The sequence below is a fragment of the Halomonas sp. AOP43-A1-21 genome, from assembly GCF_052376775.1.
GTDB classification, from domain to species: Bacteria; Pseudomonadota; Gammaproteobacteria; order Pseudomonadales; family Halomonadaceae; genus Vreelandella; species Vreelandella colorata.
Genome location: NZ_JBQSWC010000039.1, coordinates 14,558 through 30,116, shown reverse-complemented (window position 1 = coordinate 30,116; position 15,559 = coordinate 14,558). Strand labels below are relative to the sequence as shown.

The following is a 15,559-nucleotide window of genomic DNA, read 5'->3' as shown; positions in this document are numbered from 1 at the left end:
ATCGAAAACGATCACATATCCTTTCACAAATGAACATAACCGTTTCTAGCTCCGGCTAATACGCTTACCTATCCCACCAATGAGGCTTCCATGACGCTGCGCGAACAAAACGTTAGTCAATTAGCGAGCACCACCTTTGACGCGCTGGTGATTGGTGGCGGTATTAACGGTGCGGCCAGCGCAGCGGCGTTGGCTGGCAAAGGGGCGCGTGTCGCACTGATCGATCGTGGCGACTTCGCGGGTAGCACCAGCATGCACTCCTCTAATCTGGTATGGGGAGGTATCAAATATATGGAGAGCAATGATTTTGGCTTGGTGCGTAAACTTTGCAAAAGCCGCAACCACTTAATCAAGAGCTACCCTTCTACGGTGCAGGAAATTCGCTTTCTTACCACCATCACCAAAGGCTTTCGTCACTCGCCACGCTATCTTTGGGCGGGCACATGGCTTTATTGGTTAATGGGTAACGGGTTTACCAAACGCCCGCGCCTGTTAGCACCCAAGCATATTAAACACGAAGAACCCATTATCAATATCGACCGCTCTATTGGTGGGTTTGAATATTCCGATGCCTATCTTCACGATAACGATGCACGGTTCGTGTTCAATTTTATACGCCACGCGCTCGACTTCGGCGCAACAGCGGCCAACTATGTGGAATCGCTGGGTGCTGAACGTAAAGACGGCGTATGGATCACCAAAGCTCGTAATACCATGGATGGCAGCACGTTTGAAATACGCGCCAAAGTATTGATTAACGCTGCGGGGCCTTGGGTTGATCATCACAATGAGCTTACCGGCGAGCAAACATCTCATCAGCACCTTTACTCCAAGGGCATTCATCTGATTGTGCCCCAGCTGACGGATTCAAAGCGTGTATTGGCCTTCTTTGCTGACGATGGGCGGCTATTTTTTGTAATACCCATGGGCAACCGAACCTGCATTGGCACAACCGACACCCATATGGATCACCCTGATGCGGTGGTTACCCAGGAAGACATCGATTTTGTGTTGGATAATATCAATAAGCGGCTAACGCTGGATAAGCCACTTACCCCCAGTGATATTATTTCTACCCGCTGCGGTGTGCGTCCCCTGGCCGTAGAGTCAGATCAAGGTAGTGATCGTGATTTTCTGCAGCTTTCGCGTAAACACGTAATCGATACAAATACCGATAACGCGCATATCAGTATTTTTGGCGGCAAGCTTACCGACTGCTTAAACGTGGGCGATGAAATCTCCGACGCACTGCTCGCGCTCGGCATAACGTTACCCAAGCCTGATTTTCACTGGTATGGCGAACCGGCATTGCCCATCAAGCAGCGGTTTATGGCGCAGGCCAAACGTATGGATCTTGATTCGATGACCGCGCCAACGTCGTCAGAGCCTCTTTCGATACGCCTATGGCGTCGCTACGCCGATAAAGCCTTCGCGATGCTTGAGCAAATCGAGAAAGACCCAAGCCAAGGGGCATTATTGATTGAAGGCACCGAATATATTCGCGTTGAGCTTGAACATGCACGCGATCATGAAATGATTACCGAGCTTGAAGACTTCCTGCGTCGGCGCTCCAAAATATCGCTTGTGGTTGACCAGGAGCAGCTGCGCCATTCAGAAGGTTTAAAACAGGCGTGTCACGTGCTGTTTGGCGAACAGGCCGAACAACGGCTCGCCACCTATTTTGATAATCGCGTTAATACTGCGCAGCCTGAAGCCCTGCAAGCATAGTGCGATAATCATCTCGGTACTTTGAAAGGTTCACTTCACGAAATATAGAGCTACTTATAAAAAAAGCCCCTTCAAACGCTGAAGGGGCTGAGTATCAGACGCTCAACCTCACGCCCTCACCTACTCTTCATTAATGATAAGCAGCTGTGAATCACCGGACAGCACCTCATCCCAGGCTTCATCAAGCGTACAGCCCTTTCGACTATCGATAGTATCGATCACTTCAACGGCGTGCTGGAGCGACTCACGGTTGTTTTTAAGAGCGAGCACCAGTTTAGCCAAATCTAGTTTGCTAAACGTACTGGCTATCTGGTCGGCCTGCTGGCTAAGTTCAATACAGTTCATGGTCAGTACCTCATGGTATGGTCATCCGCTGCTGTATGCGTATCCATCAACACATAGGCAGTCGTCTAATGGCGTATGGTGACGTTGCTACTCATGCCAGGCCGGATAAGTGCCTGGTTCGGTGACTGCGAACGGTCGCAAGCTTTATAGACCTTCGCCCTTTAGCGCCTGGTTATGCTGAAGCACTATGGTTACGTAGCAGGGCTTGAATAGGATAATCGGGATAGCGACCCCCTACCTAAGCCACGCTTTTACTATGGGAGATGGATGGCAAACCAACAATGCATCATTGGACGCACACCGGGTTGTAGCTCGACTACATTAGCCATCAACAGCGCCTAAACGTGTCAAAGACTTACAGCGGCTAAGGTGAAGAGTGAAGAGTGAAGAGTGAAGAGTGAAGAGTGAAGAGTGAAGGCAGCGTAGCCATCGATTGGGCATTATGGCTACGCGATGTTTTTACCGGTGGGAATTTATTCGCTCTCGCTTAGGCGACATGCAACATAACTTCATATTGCGAAAGCAGCTGCCGAATAGCCTCTGGCGGCTTACGGTCAGTAAACAGCGCGTCCAGCTGCGATAGGTTGCCTTGGCGCACCACCGGATTGCGGTGGAATTTGGAATAGTCAGCCGCCAGATACACCCGCCGTGAATTGGCAATGATAGCCTGCGCTACCCGTGCTTCCTGGTAGTCAAACTCCAGAAGCGAGCCGTCTTCATCGATACCGCTGATGCCAATAATGCCGTAATCAACCTTGAACTGATTGATAAAATCGATCGTGGCTTCACCGATAATACCGCCATCCCGAGAGCGCACCTGCCCACCGGCGATAATCACGTTGAAGTCTTCTTTATGCTGCAAAATAGCCGCCACGTTCAGGTTATTGGTGATGATCTCCAACCCCTGATGCTCAAGCAGCGCCTGGGCAATCACCTCATTGCTGGTGCCGATATTGATGAACAGCGATGCATGGTTAGGAATGTGCTGCGCCAGGCAGTGCGCTATACGCTCCTTTTCTTCCAGATGAAGCGTTTTACGCGTGCTGTAAGCCGTATTCACGGTGCTTGATTCAATACCCACGCCCCCATGAACACGCCGGGCCCGCCCTTCATTGGCCAAGGTATTTAAATCACGCCGAATGGTTTGTGGCGTTACAGCGAAGTGATCAGTCAGCTGCTCAATGCTCATATAGCCGTGTTGGCGAACCAGCTCGACGATCGCATCCTGACGGTATTGTTGATTCATAGGCCCGGCCCGTTCACTTTGTAATTATCGCTAAGCGTAACAGGGTAATAAAATTTTCGAAATCTGATAGTCCTTGATAAATAGTTCTTTGACTAATGCAGAGCGGAAAGGCCAGGCCGCTTACCGAGAGCATGTTTACATCTTATAGCGGCCATACCCATAAAATCGCAGGCAATGCGACGATTAACACAACGACCGAAAGCGGCAGCCCTAATTTCCAGTAGTCGCCAAAGCTATACCCACCGGGGCCTAAGACTAGCGTATTGGACTGATGCCCGATGGGCGTTAAAAAGGCACACGAAGCACTCACGGCCACCACCATCAAAAACGGGTCGATCGATACGTCAAAGCCCTGCGCCAGGCTCGCCGCAATAGGCGCCATCAGCAGCGCTGCAGCAGCATTATTCACCACATTTGAAAGCAGCATGGTAAGCACGAACAGGCCAATCAAGGAGATAAAGATGGGCCACTCGGCACCCAGGGTAAGCAAGGTATTAGCGACAATATCGGCCCCGCCGCTAGTTTCCAGAGCCTCCCCTACGGGCAGCATCGCGGCAAGCAATACGATGACCGGCCCATCAATTGCCTGATAGCCATCACGCAGGGGCAATACACCGATCAACAACGAAACCACGGCGGCACTGCTCATCGCCACGGCCGCAGGCAACAGGTCCAGCAGCATGGCGACAATCGCCAGGGCAAATATTCCGATAGAGATAGCCAGCTTACGCGGCTGACCTAAATTAAGCGCCCGGCTGGCTAGGGGCAGGCAGCCGAGAGTTGAAAGGCTATCGCTTATCTCATTTTCGCTGCCCTGGAGCAGCAGGACATCCCCGGTTTTAAAGCGGATATCCCTTAGCCGCTGTTTCAAACGGCTACCATCCCGGGCGACGGCCACTAGGTGCAAGCCAAACTGCTGATTTAAACGCAGCTGCCGTACACTGCGGTTATTCATCATCGAGTCATTACGTACTACAGCTTCGATCAGCTGTAGCCCTTCGGTATTGACCGGTTGGCGGGCATCTGTGCTGTCCGCTTCGTCCTCGGCAGTTTTATCGGTTGTCGCATCGTTTTCATCCGGCGCTTCTTCTGGCTCGGCGATAGCGCTTAAACCCACTTTATCTTCCAGAAGCTTAAGCTCATCGGGCCCAGCCTCCAGCAGCAGAATATCGCCCTCTTGCAAGATGCCGTGAAAAGAGTAGCCCGCCCGGCGGTTATCGTCACGCACGACGGCAAGTACAGGAATAGCCTCCTCAAGCTCATCGCGCAGCTGAGGCAGCGTTAGACCGTTGGCTTTAGAGTCTTTAGTGACGTTTAGCTCTACCAAGTAATTCGCGGTATCAAACATCTCGTCGGTAGAGGATTGCCCGCTACGCTTTGGTGTTAAGCGCCAGCCAATGAGCACAATAAAGGCCAGACCCGCCCCAGCTACCGCGATGCCTACGGGTGAAAAGCTGAACATGCCAAAGTTTTCGCCGGTAATATTACCTCGATACGTAGAGATAATAATGTTGGGTGGCGTGCCAATCAGCGTAGTAAGGCCGCCCAATAACGAACCGAAGGCAAGCGGCATCAGAAGTATTGAAGGCGAGGTATCATGTTCCCGGGCGAGACGCATGGCGACCGGCAGTAACAGCGCCAGCGCACCAACGTTATTCATAATCCCTGACAGCACCACGACGGTACCCACCAGCACCAGCAGCTGGAGGATTAGCCGATCACCCACTTTCAGCACCTGGTTAGAGATAATATCCACGACGCCAGAACGCTCAAACCCCCGGCTTAACACCAGTACGGCAGCAACGGTAATCACTGCAGGGTGACCAAATCCGGCAAACGCTGAATCAGCGGGCACAAGGCCTAACATCACCGATGCTAAAAGCGCCGTCAGGGCCACCAAGTCATAACGAAAGCGCCCCCAAACAAATGCCATGAGCGTTAACCCCAGTACCATAAATACCAGGGTGCTGGGCGCCAAACCGATCATTTCTGCCGCCATGCCAATCACCTCCTTGTGCCGCCATTGGGTATGAGCAAGGCGACTGCAGTACTCTATCGGCTTGCTTTTCTGAGCCGCCACATAAGCTAACGGTCAAATAACCCTCACACATTAGGCGATATTTATACAACCGTATAGGCCCTGCAGATGATGAAGAATAATAAAAAGTTTTCACTTACCTGCCCTTAGCGCCAGAAATCGATAAAATAATAGCGCTTAAGATTTTTTAGCATACTGGAGGTCATATGAACTTGTGTCATCGCTTGCGCGAGGCTGCCCAGCCTTACTGGAATGCCTCGGTCAATCACCGCTTTGTAGACCAACTGCTTGAAGGGCAAATAGCGGATGACGTTTTTGCTCGCTACCTAATTCAGGACTTCCGTTTTTGCGATAGTTTTGTACGCCTACTCGGCGCGGCGGTCTGCGCCGCCGACGACCCGGAAGCCCGTCTGACCCATGCGCGTCAGCTGTCGGTGTTGGCGGGTAGTGAATATCGCTATTTTATCGACTCATTCGAAGCATTAAACATCCCCGAAACACAGTGGCGACACTCCCCGCTGGCAGAGCCAACCCAGGCGTTTATTGCGCTGATGGAGCAGGCCTGTGACTCCCAGGACTATGCATTCATCCTGGTCGTACTGGTCGTTGCCGAATGGCTTTATCTTGAGTGGGCCCAACGCGCAGAGGAGCCGCTGCCTTCTCGGCCAGAGCACCGCGACTGGATCGTGCTGCACAACGAGCCTGACTTTGTTCGCTGGGTGAGTTTTTTATGCGATGAGCTTAACCGTGTGGGCGCCGAGCGCGAATTTGAAACGCTGAGCAAGCCGTTTATTGAAGCCAGCCAAATCGAGCAGCGCTTCTTTGACATGGCGTTTGATAACGAGCATTGAGCCGACCGCTTTGCCCCTGACCAATAAAAGCCGCCAGAATAAACGGCGGCCTTTGCTGAAAATATACGACCCTTTCAGGGAAGCAGCACGGTTGACCCCGTGGTTTGACGGTTTTGCAGCGCATCCTGCGCCTTGCCCGCGTCGGCCAACGCATAGCGGTTAGCAACGTCAATTTTGATTTTGCCACTTTCAATCATGCTGAAGAAATCTTCACACATCATTTCCAGGCGCTCGCGCGTATCGGCATAGCCATTAAGGCTGGGGCGCGTTACAAAAAGCGAGCCTTTCTGATTGAGAATGCCGATATTCACGCCATCTACCGGGCCTGATGAATTACCAAAGCTCACCATCAACGAGCGAGGCTTCAAGCAGTTTAGAGAAATTTCCCAGGTGTCCTTACCCACGGAGTCGTAAACCACGTCACACATCTCGCCGTTGGTCAATTCACGTACCCGCTCAACCACGTCTTCTTCGGTGTAGTTAATCGTCGCCCAGGCGCCATTCGCCATGGCTAAATCAGCTTTCTCTTTCGAGCTGACCGTACCGATCAGCTTAACGCCCAAAGCCTTGGCCCACTGACATGCGATAGAACCCACCCCACCCGCTGCGGCATGAAACAGAATCGTCTCGCCACCTTTTAGCTCATGGGTCTGGCGTAAAAGGTACTGCACGGTAAGGCCTTTCAGCATGCTGGCGGCGGCCGTTTCAAAATCGATAAAGTCAGGAAGCTTCACCACCTTTGCAGCGGGCAACGTATGCAGTTCGGCGTAGGCGCCCAACGGCCCCTGAGCGTAGGCTACCCGGTCGCCCTCTTTTAAATGGGTCACGCCCTCGCCAACAGCGTCGACAACACCTGCGCCCTCGGTTCCCAGGCCTGTTGGCATGGAAGGCGCCGGGTAAAGCCCGGTACGGAAATAGATATCGATAAAGTTAAGCCCAACGGCCTTATTGGCAATTCTTACTTCACCAGCACTCGGCGCTTTCGGCTCAGTATCGGCCCACTCCAGCACCTCGGAACCACCTATTTTGGAAAGCTGAATACGCTTGGACATAAATGAAACTCCTTGTTAATTATTGGCAACACTAGGTGCTGTTATCCAACCGCGTCACGCTTTAGAAATCAAGCAATCCCTTGAGCTTACTCACATCGACCGCGCTTGAGTGACACGCTGATGTCATAGGCTCGTGCTAAACTCAGATCACTTTAACCGGTAACGCTTTTGGACGAACGATGACCCATCCCGCTATTACGCTTCCCACGCTGATTGCCCATCGCGGATACTCCGCCGCCGCCCCAGAAAACACCCTTGCCGCCGTGCGCGCAGCTTATGAAGCGGGCGCCCGCTGGGTGGAACTTGATGTTCAGCTACTCGGCGATGGCACGCCGGTTATCTGGCACGATGCTGATGTAGCGCGCTGCTCGGATGGGCGCGGCGCGCTTAATAGGCTCACTTGGCCAGAGGCCCAGGCATTAGATGTCGGCAGCTGGTTTAGTGATCGTTTTGCTGGCGAAAAAATAGCAAGCCTCGAGGTGATGCTCGAGCTTCTTAACGAGCTGGAAATGGGCGTCAACCTGGAAATCAAGGTCAACAAGGGCCGCGACCCTATTGAGCTGGTTGATCGAGTCATGCCAGAAGTACTGGAGGCCCTACCTCCCGAGCGTCTGGTTATCTCGTCCTTCGATCTTAGCGCGCTTCACCACTGCCGCACCTTTGCTTCTAAAAAAGACCTGGCGCTGGGGGTTTTGTTTGGCAGCACGCCCAAAGCGTGGCGTACTCAGTGTGAGGCCGTTGACGCGTATAGCATTCATCCGCACTGGCCCCGCCTGAAACGCGCCCAGGCTGACGCCATGCATGAAGCGGGCTATCAGCTCCTTTGCTACACCGCCAACGATCCCAGCGCCTTTCAGAGCCGTTGGAGCTGGGGGATTGCTAGCGTGATTACTGATGAACCTGCTATTTTTCAGCGCTTTCTGGATAATCAACGCTTAGCCAAACAGTAAGGGATAACAATGAAGTATGTAGGTGCCCATGTAAGTGCTGCCGGAGGTGCAGATCAGGCGGTACAGCGGGCGGTTGAGATCGGCGCAAATGCCTTTGCACTATTTACCAAAAACCAGCGCCAGTGGCAGGGCAAGCCGCTGACCGAGCAAGCCATCAAGGCATTTAAAGATGCCTGCCGCCAGCACGGCTTTAAACCTGAGCAGATTTTGCCCCACGATAGCTACCTGATTAACCTGGGCCACCCGGAAGCCGAAGGTCTGCAGAAATCGCGCAACGCTTTTTTAGATGAAATGCAGCGCTGCGAGCAGCTAGGTTTAACGCTGCTGAATTTTCACCCAGGCAGTCACTTGAACAAGATCGGTGAAGGCGACTGCTTAAAGCGCATTGCAGAGTCCGTTAATGAAGCTCTCGCCCAGACCATGGGCGTGACCGCGGTGATTGAAAACACCGCCGGGCAAGGCACCAATCTTGGCTGGCGCTTTGAGCATCTTGCTGAAATTATCCAGCATGTCGATGATAAATCGCGCGTCGGCGTGTGTATTGATACCTGCCATGCGTTTGCCGCCGGGTATGATTTGCGCAGCCGCGAGGCAACGCAGGCCACCCTGGATGAGCTTGGCAGCGTTGTAGGATTTGAGTATCTTCGCGGGATGCATTTAAACGATGCGAAAAGCGGTTTTGCCAGCCGGGTAGACCGTCATCACAGCTTGGGAAAAGGCAATATTGGCCTGCCAGCGTTTATCACCATCATGCAGGAGCCACGTATCAGCGGTATTCCCATGATTTTAGAAACCGTCGAGCCTGAAATCTGGGATGAAGAAATCCGCTGGCTGCGTGCTCAAGCGTTGGATGCCGCGCCGGGTAAATAGTGAATCACATCATGAAAGCGTAAACGTGTTATCGCGGTATTACGCATTGCGTGGGGGCGGTCAGCGAAAAAGCGCAGCCCCTCGCCCACGCCAAGCGTTTGCCAGCGCTCATCAATACGCAGCTCCATTTCTCCTTCAATCACCACAATATGTTCTACCACGCCTTCGGCATGTGGCGTTGACTCACTGATCGCACCGGGCGCCAACTCGATGATGAACATCTCAAAGCCTAACAACGGATCGTAAGGGAAAATCAGCCGTGCCTGCATGCCCGCGCTGTCATCCCCCCATACCGACTCCCCGCTATCCCGACGTAGTTCGCCCTGCACCGGTTTCTGACTATCGAACAGGGTAGAAAACGACACCCGAAAGCCACTGGCTATTTTCCAGAGTGTTGAGATGGTCGGGCTGGATTCACCGCGCTCGATTTGTCCGAGCATCGCTTTGCTGACTCCGGTTTCACCGGCAGCACGATCCAGGCTCCAATCACACTCTTTACGCAGTCGTTTAACGGTACTGGCAACGTGCTCAGCAATAGCGGGGGGCTGGGTAGGCATTATTATCTCCTCAGGATTTGGCTATTTTACCTCTCTAATCCCCGTTAAAACAGCCAGCCTACTCGGGCTATTACTGAGTTCTTAAATGTTTGATCGTTCAAGCATCTAGCGCTTACGGGCAAGCGTCAGGGTTTATAAAACGTTAGGATTTATAAAGCTTCGGTGTTTATTCTAAATCCCAATCTTCAACCCAATTGTGCGTTATGACGCACAGTGATAGTGTGACCTTTGTGCGCTATAGCGCACATAAAAATTTAATCATAGCCATTAATTGATAGACATCCAGCCACCTTAGAGGAGCGCAGTATGGCGGCCAATAATGATGCTATAGAACAGGCCCAGCCGCCTGCCAAGCGGCCCGCCTTCTGGCAAGATGTCAGCCTTTCAACCGTCACTGCAGGATTTGTCGCGGTCACGATTGGCTATACAAGTTCTGCTGCGATTATCTTTCAGGCAGCGGAAGCCAGCGGCGCCTCTGCCGCGCAAATCAGCTCCTGGCTTTGGGCGCTGGGTATTGGCATGGGGTTTACATCCTTTGGCCTTTCATTGCGTTATCGCATGCCGCTGCTTACGGCCTGGTCTACGCCGGGGGCAGCTTTTCTGGCGACCAGCTTGCCGGGCATTCCGCTTGAAGAAGCTATCGGGGCTTTTCTTTTCTCGGCGCTATTGATCACCCTATGCGGAGTAACAGGTCTTTTTGAGCGCTTGATGCGCTACATTCCCGGCGCGATTGCGGCAGCGATGCTGGCCGGTATTTTGCTGCGCTTTGGCCTTGAGCTATTTAACGCGATGGAAAGCCAGTGGCTAATGCCCCTGGTGATGCTAGCCGCCTGGGTAATGGGTAGGCGCCTTTGGCCAACACTGGCGGTGCCCGGCGTACTGTTAACCGGCATAGCGGTTGCGATACTGCAGGGGCAAATCAATCTGCAGGGTATTCCGCTGTCCCCCACTATGCCTGTGTTTATGACGCCTGCGTTTTCAATTGCCACATTAATCGGCGTGGGCATTCCGCTTTTTGTTATCACCATGGCAACGCAGAATCTGCCGGGCATGGCGGTATTACGGGCTGCGGGCTATCAAGCTAACAGCTCACCGCTGATCAGTTGGACCGGTGGGGCCTCTCTGCTTCTTGCGCCCTTTGGTGGTTTTGCGCTCAATATGGCCGCCATCAGCGCTGCGGTTTGCATGGGCCCAGATGCTCATGCCGACCCTCGCCGCCGCTATACGGCGGGTATGGCCGCCGGCGTTTTTTATATCATCATGGGGATTTTCGGTGCTACGGTGACCGGGGTGTTTAATGCGCTCCCCAGCGTGCTGGTTATCGCCCTGGCGGGCATTGCGCTATTGGGTACGCTTGCCGGAGGTTTGGCAAGCGCCTTTGCCGATAGCCGTCATCGCGATGCAGCCATTGTCACCTTTTTACTGACGGGTTCGGGCATTACGCTGCTGGGTATTGGCGGGCCTTTCTGGGGTTTAGTGGCAGGATTGATTACCCTGAAACTGACCGCTGCCAAATAGGCTGCCCATAAAACGACAAAACCCCATACGCGTAAGCGCCTCTGGGGTTTTGTGTAGCAATGCAGTCTGTGGACAATTTACATGGTTGCCAGGCGCTCTTCATCCATTACGCCCGACATTCGCACCATGGCGAGCGCTTCTTCCAAATTATCTACCTCTTCAATCATCACTAGCTCGCTTTTTAAACTTACCGGCTTGCCCGCTTTATCGGACAGCAGCTTTTCAAGTGACGCCACGTTCAACGTATCCTCCAGGTGCAGAACATCAACAGATGCGCTGTTATTGCCTGGCAAATAGATAGTGCCATTTGAAAAATCGACCGCGTAGGCAATAACGCCCGGCACGATAAAAAACAGAAGGCCCACACCGTTGGCAACCGCAATAACCGGATCGATCTGGCCGCTTAACTGGCCTTTTCGCTCAGGGTGAAACATAGTACCGCAACCACTCAACGTTATAATGGAAGCGCCTACAACGGCCCCCGCTAACCAACGGCGTACAGATTGCTGCATGAAGGTCCCCTCATTAATAAATAGAAACGATAGCGGTATTGAGGCTGAATTATTGAAATAATGCTCGTCATCGCTCGCAAAATCACGGCCATATTAGCACAAACTACCCGGCGCACAGCGCTTATGGCGGCCGCATGATTTTGCCGCCTTAACCGCTAAGACGTACAATGCTCACATTCAACGCTAAGCCAGCGGCTTTTTTAACACTAAGGAATTTTACCGCCCATGCGCGCCAGCCAATTATTAATCGCTACGTTAAAAGAAACCCCGGCCGACGCCGAAGTCATTAGCCACCAGTTAATGCTGCGTGCTGGGATGATTCGCCGCCTCACCTCAGGCCTTTATACGTGGTTGCCTCTAGGCCTGCGTACACTACGCAAAGTAGAAGCTATTGTACGTGAAGAGATGAACCGTGCTGGCGCCCAGGAAGTATTGATGCCCGCCGTTCAGCCAGCCGAGCTATGGCAAGAGTCCGGCCGCTGGGAGCAGTACGGCCCAGAGCTTCTGCGCGTCAAAGACCGTCATGAACGTGACTACTGTGTGGGTCCGACTCATGAAGAAGTGATCACCGACCTCGTGCGCAAAGAGATCGCAAGTTACAAGCAGCTGCCGGTCAATTTCTACCAAATCCAGACCAAGTTCCGCGACGAAATTCGCCCGCGCTTTGGGGTAATGCGCTCGCGTGAGTTCATCATGAAAGATGCCTACTCCTTCCACTTGGATGAAGCATCACTGAAAGAAACATATCAGGGCATGTACGATGCCTACACGCGAATCTTTACTCGCTTGGGTTTGGATTTCCGTCCGGTGATCGCCGATAACGGCTCTATCGGCGGTACCGGGTCCCATGAATTCCATGTGCTCGCAAGTTCCGGCGAGGACGACATCGTGTTCTCCAATGAGTCTGACTACGCCGCCAACATGGAAAAGGCCGAAGCCTTACCAGCGCCGTTAGGTAGCAACGTTCAGCGCGCAGCACCTAGTGAAGAAATCCGTGTAGTGGATACGCCGAACGCCAAAACCATCGCAGCTCTGGTTGAACAGTTTAAACTGCCGATCGAGAAAACCGTCAAAACGCTGATGGTTCATGCTGCCGAAGGCGGATTGATTACGCTGCTGGTGCGTGGCGACCATGAGTTAAACGAGGTGAAGGCAGAAAACCTTCCTCAGGTCGCGACACCACTTACGATGGCCAATGAAGAAGAAATCCGTGCCTCTGTAGGTGCAGGCCCGGGCTCTCTGGGGCCAATCGGCCTTAAGATGCCGGTTATTATTGACCGTAGTGTTGCCTTGATGAGTGACTTCGGCGCGGGCGCGAATATTGATGGCAAGCACTACTTCGGCATTAACTGGGAACGTGATGTTGCCCTGCCCCAGGTTGCCGATTTGCGTAAGGTGCAAGAAGGTGACCCGTCACCCGATGGTAAAGGCACGCTTTCAATCAAACGCGGCATCGAGGTAGGCCACGTGTTCCAGCTGGGTCAGAAATATTCTGAAGCCATGAATGCAAGCGTGCTGGGCGATAACGGCAAAACCAGTCATCCGTGGATGGGGTGCTATGGTATTGGTATTACTCGGGTAGTGGCAGCCGCCATTGAGCAGAACCATGACGACGCAGGAATTACCTGGCCCAATGCAATTGCGCCCTTCCAAGTAGCGCTTGTGCCTATGAATGCGCACAAGTCGCAGCGCGTACGGGAAGAGTCAGAGCGTCTCTACCAAGCGTTAACTACCGCAGGCCTGGACGTCCTACTGGATGATCGCGATACGCGCCCCGGCGTTAAGTTTGCCGACCTGGAACTGATGGGCGTTCCGCATCGCTTGGTAATTGGTGATCGTAGTCTGGATAACGGCGAGCTTGAGTACAAAGGCCGTCGCGACAGTGAAGCAACAATGGTGCCCTCTGAGCGTATTGTTGATTTCCTGCTTGAAAAAGCCAGCGTAAACCAGCCCCAGTAAGCGTTAGGCTGCCCACCGCTATGTTCTTTAACGAGTAAGCGTGGCGGTGGGTGGTGGTTAATCAAGCTCTTGGGGTAGCTATTAATTAGCAAAAAAGGGTATCGTTCAAAAACGCATCACGTCGTCATCATTACTTTATGGTTATTAACATTATTCTGCTATAAAAGTGAGCGAAGAATGCACTTTAGAATGCGCCTCTTTTTAACTTTTCTATTGGTTATTCTTCTGTCACAGCTGCCTATCGGTATCCTGCTCGTTATCGACCCCTACTTCGCCTCCTCTACTAAAAGTCCTCAAATCGCTTATTCAGCCCTGTTTAACGCCTTACCCGATTCGCTGTCAGCGCTTTCAAATGGGTACAGATGGCTAAAAAAAGAACTTCTAGTAAGCTCAATGTTAACCATTGGATGCTTAATTCTTTTTTCGTTATGGATATCCAAACGCTTAAGTTCGCCACTCAGCAAACTCAGCCATACGGCCAGCCAAATAAGCGACGGCTATCGATTTACCCTATCATCGCAAGTCCAAAAACACCCCGAAACCCGGCTTATCAGTAACACAATTCTGACTTTACAAGCCGATATTGAAAAGCGCGACAAAACCTTGCTGTTCCAAAACAGAAGTGACCCTCTCACCCAACTACCTAATCAAGTAGCTGCGTTTGATTCTTTGGAAAATCTGGTTGCGCAGCAGACGCCGTTTACCATCATGCGCTTAGCCCTGCATGAGTTACGCGCTATCAACAGTACCTTCGGGTATTCCGTAGGCGACCAGGTATTAATTGCCATTGCGGATAGACTGCGTGATTTCTCAAGCCCTCAACATCATCCATATCGGCTGACTAACAATGAATTTTTAATTATTAATGAAGGCGACCCATCCAATAGCGCGTGGTTGGAGCTGCTGATTCAGCACCTTTCAAACACAATTGCGGTCAATCACCTCTCAACGGTTAAACCTATATGCTCCATCGGCAGTGTGAGCTTTCCTAACGACGGTAGCTCGGTACAACAGCTGTTTCGACGAGCCGATATTGCTCTTCAGCAAGCCCAGGATAAAGCCGTGCGCTACGAGCTTTATACCGAAGACTTGGATAAGCTGCAGCTTCGCAAACGTACCTTGATCAACGATTTGCCAAACGCTGTTACGCATGACGAACTATGGATAGATTATCAGCCCAAGGCAGCGCTTAATACTGGAAGGATAGAGCATTTTGAAGCACTGATTCGCTGGCACCATCCCACTCTCGGGCTTATTCGACCTGATGAATTCATTGAACTGGCCGAACGCTCCGGCAATATTTCGCTATTGAGCCAGTGGATGTTGATTCATGTGTGCCAGCAGCTACATATATGGAATCAAGCTGGGCAACGTTTATCCGTCGCGATCAATTTATCCGCGAGTGATATTATCAACTCACAGCTTCCTCAGCAGCTGGAACAGCTACTTAAAACCTATGATTTAGCCCCACGCCAGCTTGCTATTGAAGTTACCGAAACCACCGCCATGCAGGATATGAGTCAGGCCGTTAATATTCTAAAAGAGATTTCAGCGCTAGGTATTGTGCTGGCCATTGATGACTTTGGAACTGGCTACTCGTCATTAGCCCAGTTAAAGCGCCTGCCGTTTAATGAACTTAAAATCGACAAGTCCTTTATTCTACGCTTAAACACCGATGAAGATGATCGATTGATAGTGCGCTCGACCATCGAACTGGGCCATCGGCTGGGCTTGAAGGTCATTGCTGAGGGCGTTGAAAATTACGAAACAGCGGCCCTGCTATTCAAGATGGGCTGCGATTATCTGCAAGGCTACTGGATTGCCAAGCCGATGCCCTCGCATCAGGTACTGGACTGGCTGAAACACTTTAAAAAGCTCACATTTGATCAATAGCCCCCGGTTACTATCGCGCTAATTTTTTCCAAAAAAAAAC

General features: G+C 52.1%; 13 protein-coding genes. 7 read left to right on the top strand and 6 right to left on the bottom strand.

What is annotated here, in order from left to right; all coding sequences use genetic code 11:
• The first annotated feature begins 90 nt into the window (after positions 1-90).
• Entirely contained in the window at positions 91-1,728 is a 1,638-nt protein-coding gene (locus tag ACT3R7_RS18125) for a glycerol-3-phosphate dehydrogenase/oxidase (RefSeq protein ID WP_417419861.1), read from the top strand.
• A gap of 120 nt (positions 1,729-1,848) precedes the next feature.
• On the opposite strand, the gene ACT3R7_RS18120 is transcribed toward ACT3R7_RS18125, so the two are convergent.
• The 3 genes from ACT3R7_RS18120 to ACT3R7_RS18110 all read right to left on the bottom strand — a co-directional run bounded on the left by ACT3R7_RS18120 (position 1,849) and on the right by ACT3R7_RS18110 (position 5,318).
• Complete coding sequence (locus tag ACT3R7_RS18120; RefSeq protein WP_192538979.1) at positions 1,849-2,073, bottom strand: hypothetical protein; 225 nt, start codon at positions 2,071-2,073, stop codon at positions 1,849-1,851.
• Positions 2,074-2,560: 487 nt separating this feature from the next.
• Positions 2,561-3,319, bottom strand: a complete 759-nt coding sequence (locus tag ACT3R7_RS18115; protein ID WP_192538978.1) for a DeoR/GlpR family transcriptional regulator — start codon at positions 3,317-3,319, stop codon at positions 2,561-2,563.
• 142 nt (positions 3,320-3,461) lie between these two features.
• The gene (locus ACT3R7_RS18110; protein ID WP_193091454.1) at positions 3,462-5,318 is read right to left on the bottom strand and encodes an SLC13 family permease; all 1,857 of its coding nucleotides are present in this window, start codon (positions 5,316-5,318) and stop codon (positions 3,462-3,464) included.
• Positions 5,319-5,563: 245 nt separating this feature from the next.
• On the opposite strand from ACT3R7_RS18110, the gene ACT3R7_RS18105 reads away from it, so the two are divergent.
• Positions 5,564-6,208 (top strand): TenA family protein, encoded by a 645-nt coding sequence (locus ACT3R7_RS18105; RefSeq protein WP_192538976.1) that lies wholly within the window; start codon positions 5,564-5,566, stop codon positions 6,206-6,208.
• Between the two features lie 74 nt (positions 6,209-6,282).
• Here ACT3R7_RS18105 and ACT3R7_RS18100 read toward each other — a convergent pair whose 3' ends face one another.
• Entirely contained in the window at positions 6,283-7,260 is a 978-nt protein-coding gene (locus ACT3R7_RS18100; RefSeq protein WP_496199346.1) for an NADPH:quinone reductase, read from the bottom strand.
• Between the two features lie 179 nt (positions 7,261-7,439).
• On the opposite strand from ACT3R7_RS18100, the gene ACT3R7_RS18095 reads away from it, so the two are divergent.
• Both ACT3R7_RS18095 and nfo read left to right on the top strand, forming a co-directional pair.
• Positions 7,440-8,210, top strand: coding sequence for a glycerophosphoryl diester phosphodiesterase (locus tag ACT3R7_RS18095; protein WP_192538974.1), 771 nt, complete (start codon positions 7,440-7,442; stop codon positions 8,208-8,210).
• Positions 8,211-8,219: 9 nt separating this feature from the next.
• Complete coding sequence (gene nfo / locus ACT3R7_RS18090) at positions 8,220-9,080, top strand: deoxyribonuclease IV (RefSeq protein ID WP_444489516.1); 861 nt, start codon at positions 8,220-8,222, stop codon at positions 9,078-9,080.
• On the opposite strand, the gene ACT3R7_RS18085 is transcribed toward nfo, so the two are convergent.
• Complete coding sequence (locus tag ACT3R7_RS18085; protein ID WP_193091458.1) at positions 9,050-9,637, bottom strand: helix-turn-helix domain-containing protein; 588 nt, start codon at positions 9,635-9,637, stop codon at positions 9,050-9,052. The two genes, nfo and ACT3R7_RS18085, sit on opposite strands and share 31 nt — an antisense overlap.
• Positions 9,638-9,943: 306 nt before the next feature.
• Between ACT3R7_RS18085 and ACT3R7_RS18080 the strand changes: the two genes are divergently transcribed.
• On the top strand, positions 9,944-11,155 hold the full coding sequence (locus ACT3R7_RS18080; protein ID WP_496199345.1) for a benzoate/H(+) symporter BenE family transporter: 1,212 nt from the start codon (positions 9,944-9,946) through the stop codon (positions 11,153-11,155).
• A 77-nt stretch (positions 11,156-11,232) separates the two neighbouring features.
• On the opposite strand, the gene ACT3R7_RS18075 is transcribed toward ACT3R7_RS18080, so the two are convergent.
• The gene (locus ACT3R7_RS18075; protein WP_193091459.1) at positions 11,233-11,667 is read right to left on the bottom strand and encodes a hypothetical protein; all 435 of its coding nucleotides are present in this window, start codon (positions 11,665-11,667) and stop codon (positions 11,233-11,235) included.
• 225 nt (positions 11,668-11,892) lie between these two features.
• On the opposite strand from ACT3R7_RS18075, the gene ACT3R7_RS18070 reads away from it, so the two are divergent.
• Both ACT3R7_RS18070 and ACT3R7_RS18065 read left to right on the top strand, forming a co-directional pair.
• Positions 11,893-13,626: a proline--tRNA ligase gene (locus ACT3R7_RS18070; protein WP_193091460.1), complete on the top strand. Its 1,734-nt coding sequence runs from the start codon at positions 11,893-11,895 to the stop codon at positions 13,624-13,626.
• A gap of 603 nt (positions 13,627-14,229) precedes the next feature.
• Positions 14,230-15,519, top strand: coding sequence for a putative bifunctional diguanylate cyclase/phosphodiesterase (locus tag ACT3R7_RS18065; RefSeq protein WP_193091461.1), 1,290 nt, complete (start codon positions 14,230-14,232; stop codon positions 15,517-15,519).
• The last annotated feature ends 40 nt before the right edge of the window (positions 15,520-15,559 follow it).

Excerpts from the sequence above, each read along its gene's own strand:
- ACT3R7_RS18125 (WP_417419861.1), top strand. The coding sequence starts at position 91 with ATGACGCTGCGCGAACAAAACGTTAGTCAATTAGCGAGCACCACCTTT.
- ACT3R7_RS18120 (WP_192538979.1), bottom strand. The coding sequence starts at position 2,073 with ATGAACTGTATTGAACTTAGCCAGCAGGCCGACCAGATAGCCAGTACG.
- ACT3R7_RS18115 (WP_192538978.1), bottom strand. The coding sequence starts at position 3,319 with ATGAATCAACAATACCGTCAGGATGCGATCGTCGAGCTGGTTCGCCAA.
- ACT3R7_RS18110 (WP_193091454.1), bottom strand. The coding sequence starts at position 5,318 with ATGGCGGCAGAAATGATCGGTTTGGCGCCCAGCACCCTGGTATTTATG.
- ACT3R7_RS18105 (WP_192538976.1), top strand. The coding sequence starts at position 5,564 with ATGAACTTGTGTCATCGCTTGCGCGAGGCTGCCCAGCCTTACTGGAAT.
- ACT3R7_RS18100 (WP_496199346.1), bottom strand. The coding sequence starts at position 7,260 with ATGTCCAAGCGTATTCAGCTTTCCAAAATAGGTGGTTCCGAGGTGCTG.
- ACT3R7_RS18095 (WP_192538974.1), top strand. The coding sequence starts at position 7,440 with ATGACCCATCCCGCTATTACGCTTCCCACGCTGATTGCCCATCGCGGA.
- nfo (WP_444489516.1), top strand. The coding sequence starts at position 8,220 with ATGAAGTATGTAGGTGCCCATGTAAGTGCTGCCGGAGGTGCAGATCAG.
- ACT3R7_RS18085 (WP_193091458.1), bottom strand. The coding sequence starts at position 9,637 with ATGCCTACCCAGCCCCCCGCTATTGCTGAGCACGTTGCCAGTACCGTT.
- ACT3R7_RS18080 (WP_496199345.1), top strand. The coding sequence starts at position 9,944 with ATGGCGGCCAATAATGATGCTATAGAACAGGCCCAGCCGCCTGCCAAG.
- ACT3R7_RS18075 (WP_193091459.1), bottom strand. The coding sequence starts at position 11,667 with ATGCAGCAATCTGTACGCCGTTGGTTAGCGGGGGCCGTTGTAGGCGCT.
- ACT3R7_RS18070 (WP_193091460.1), top strand. The coding sequence starts at position 11,893 with ATGCGCGCCAGCCAATTATTAATCGCTACGTTAAAAGAAACCCCGGCC.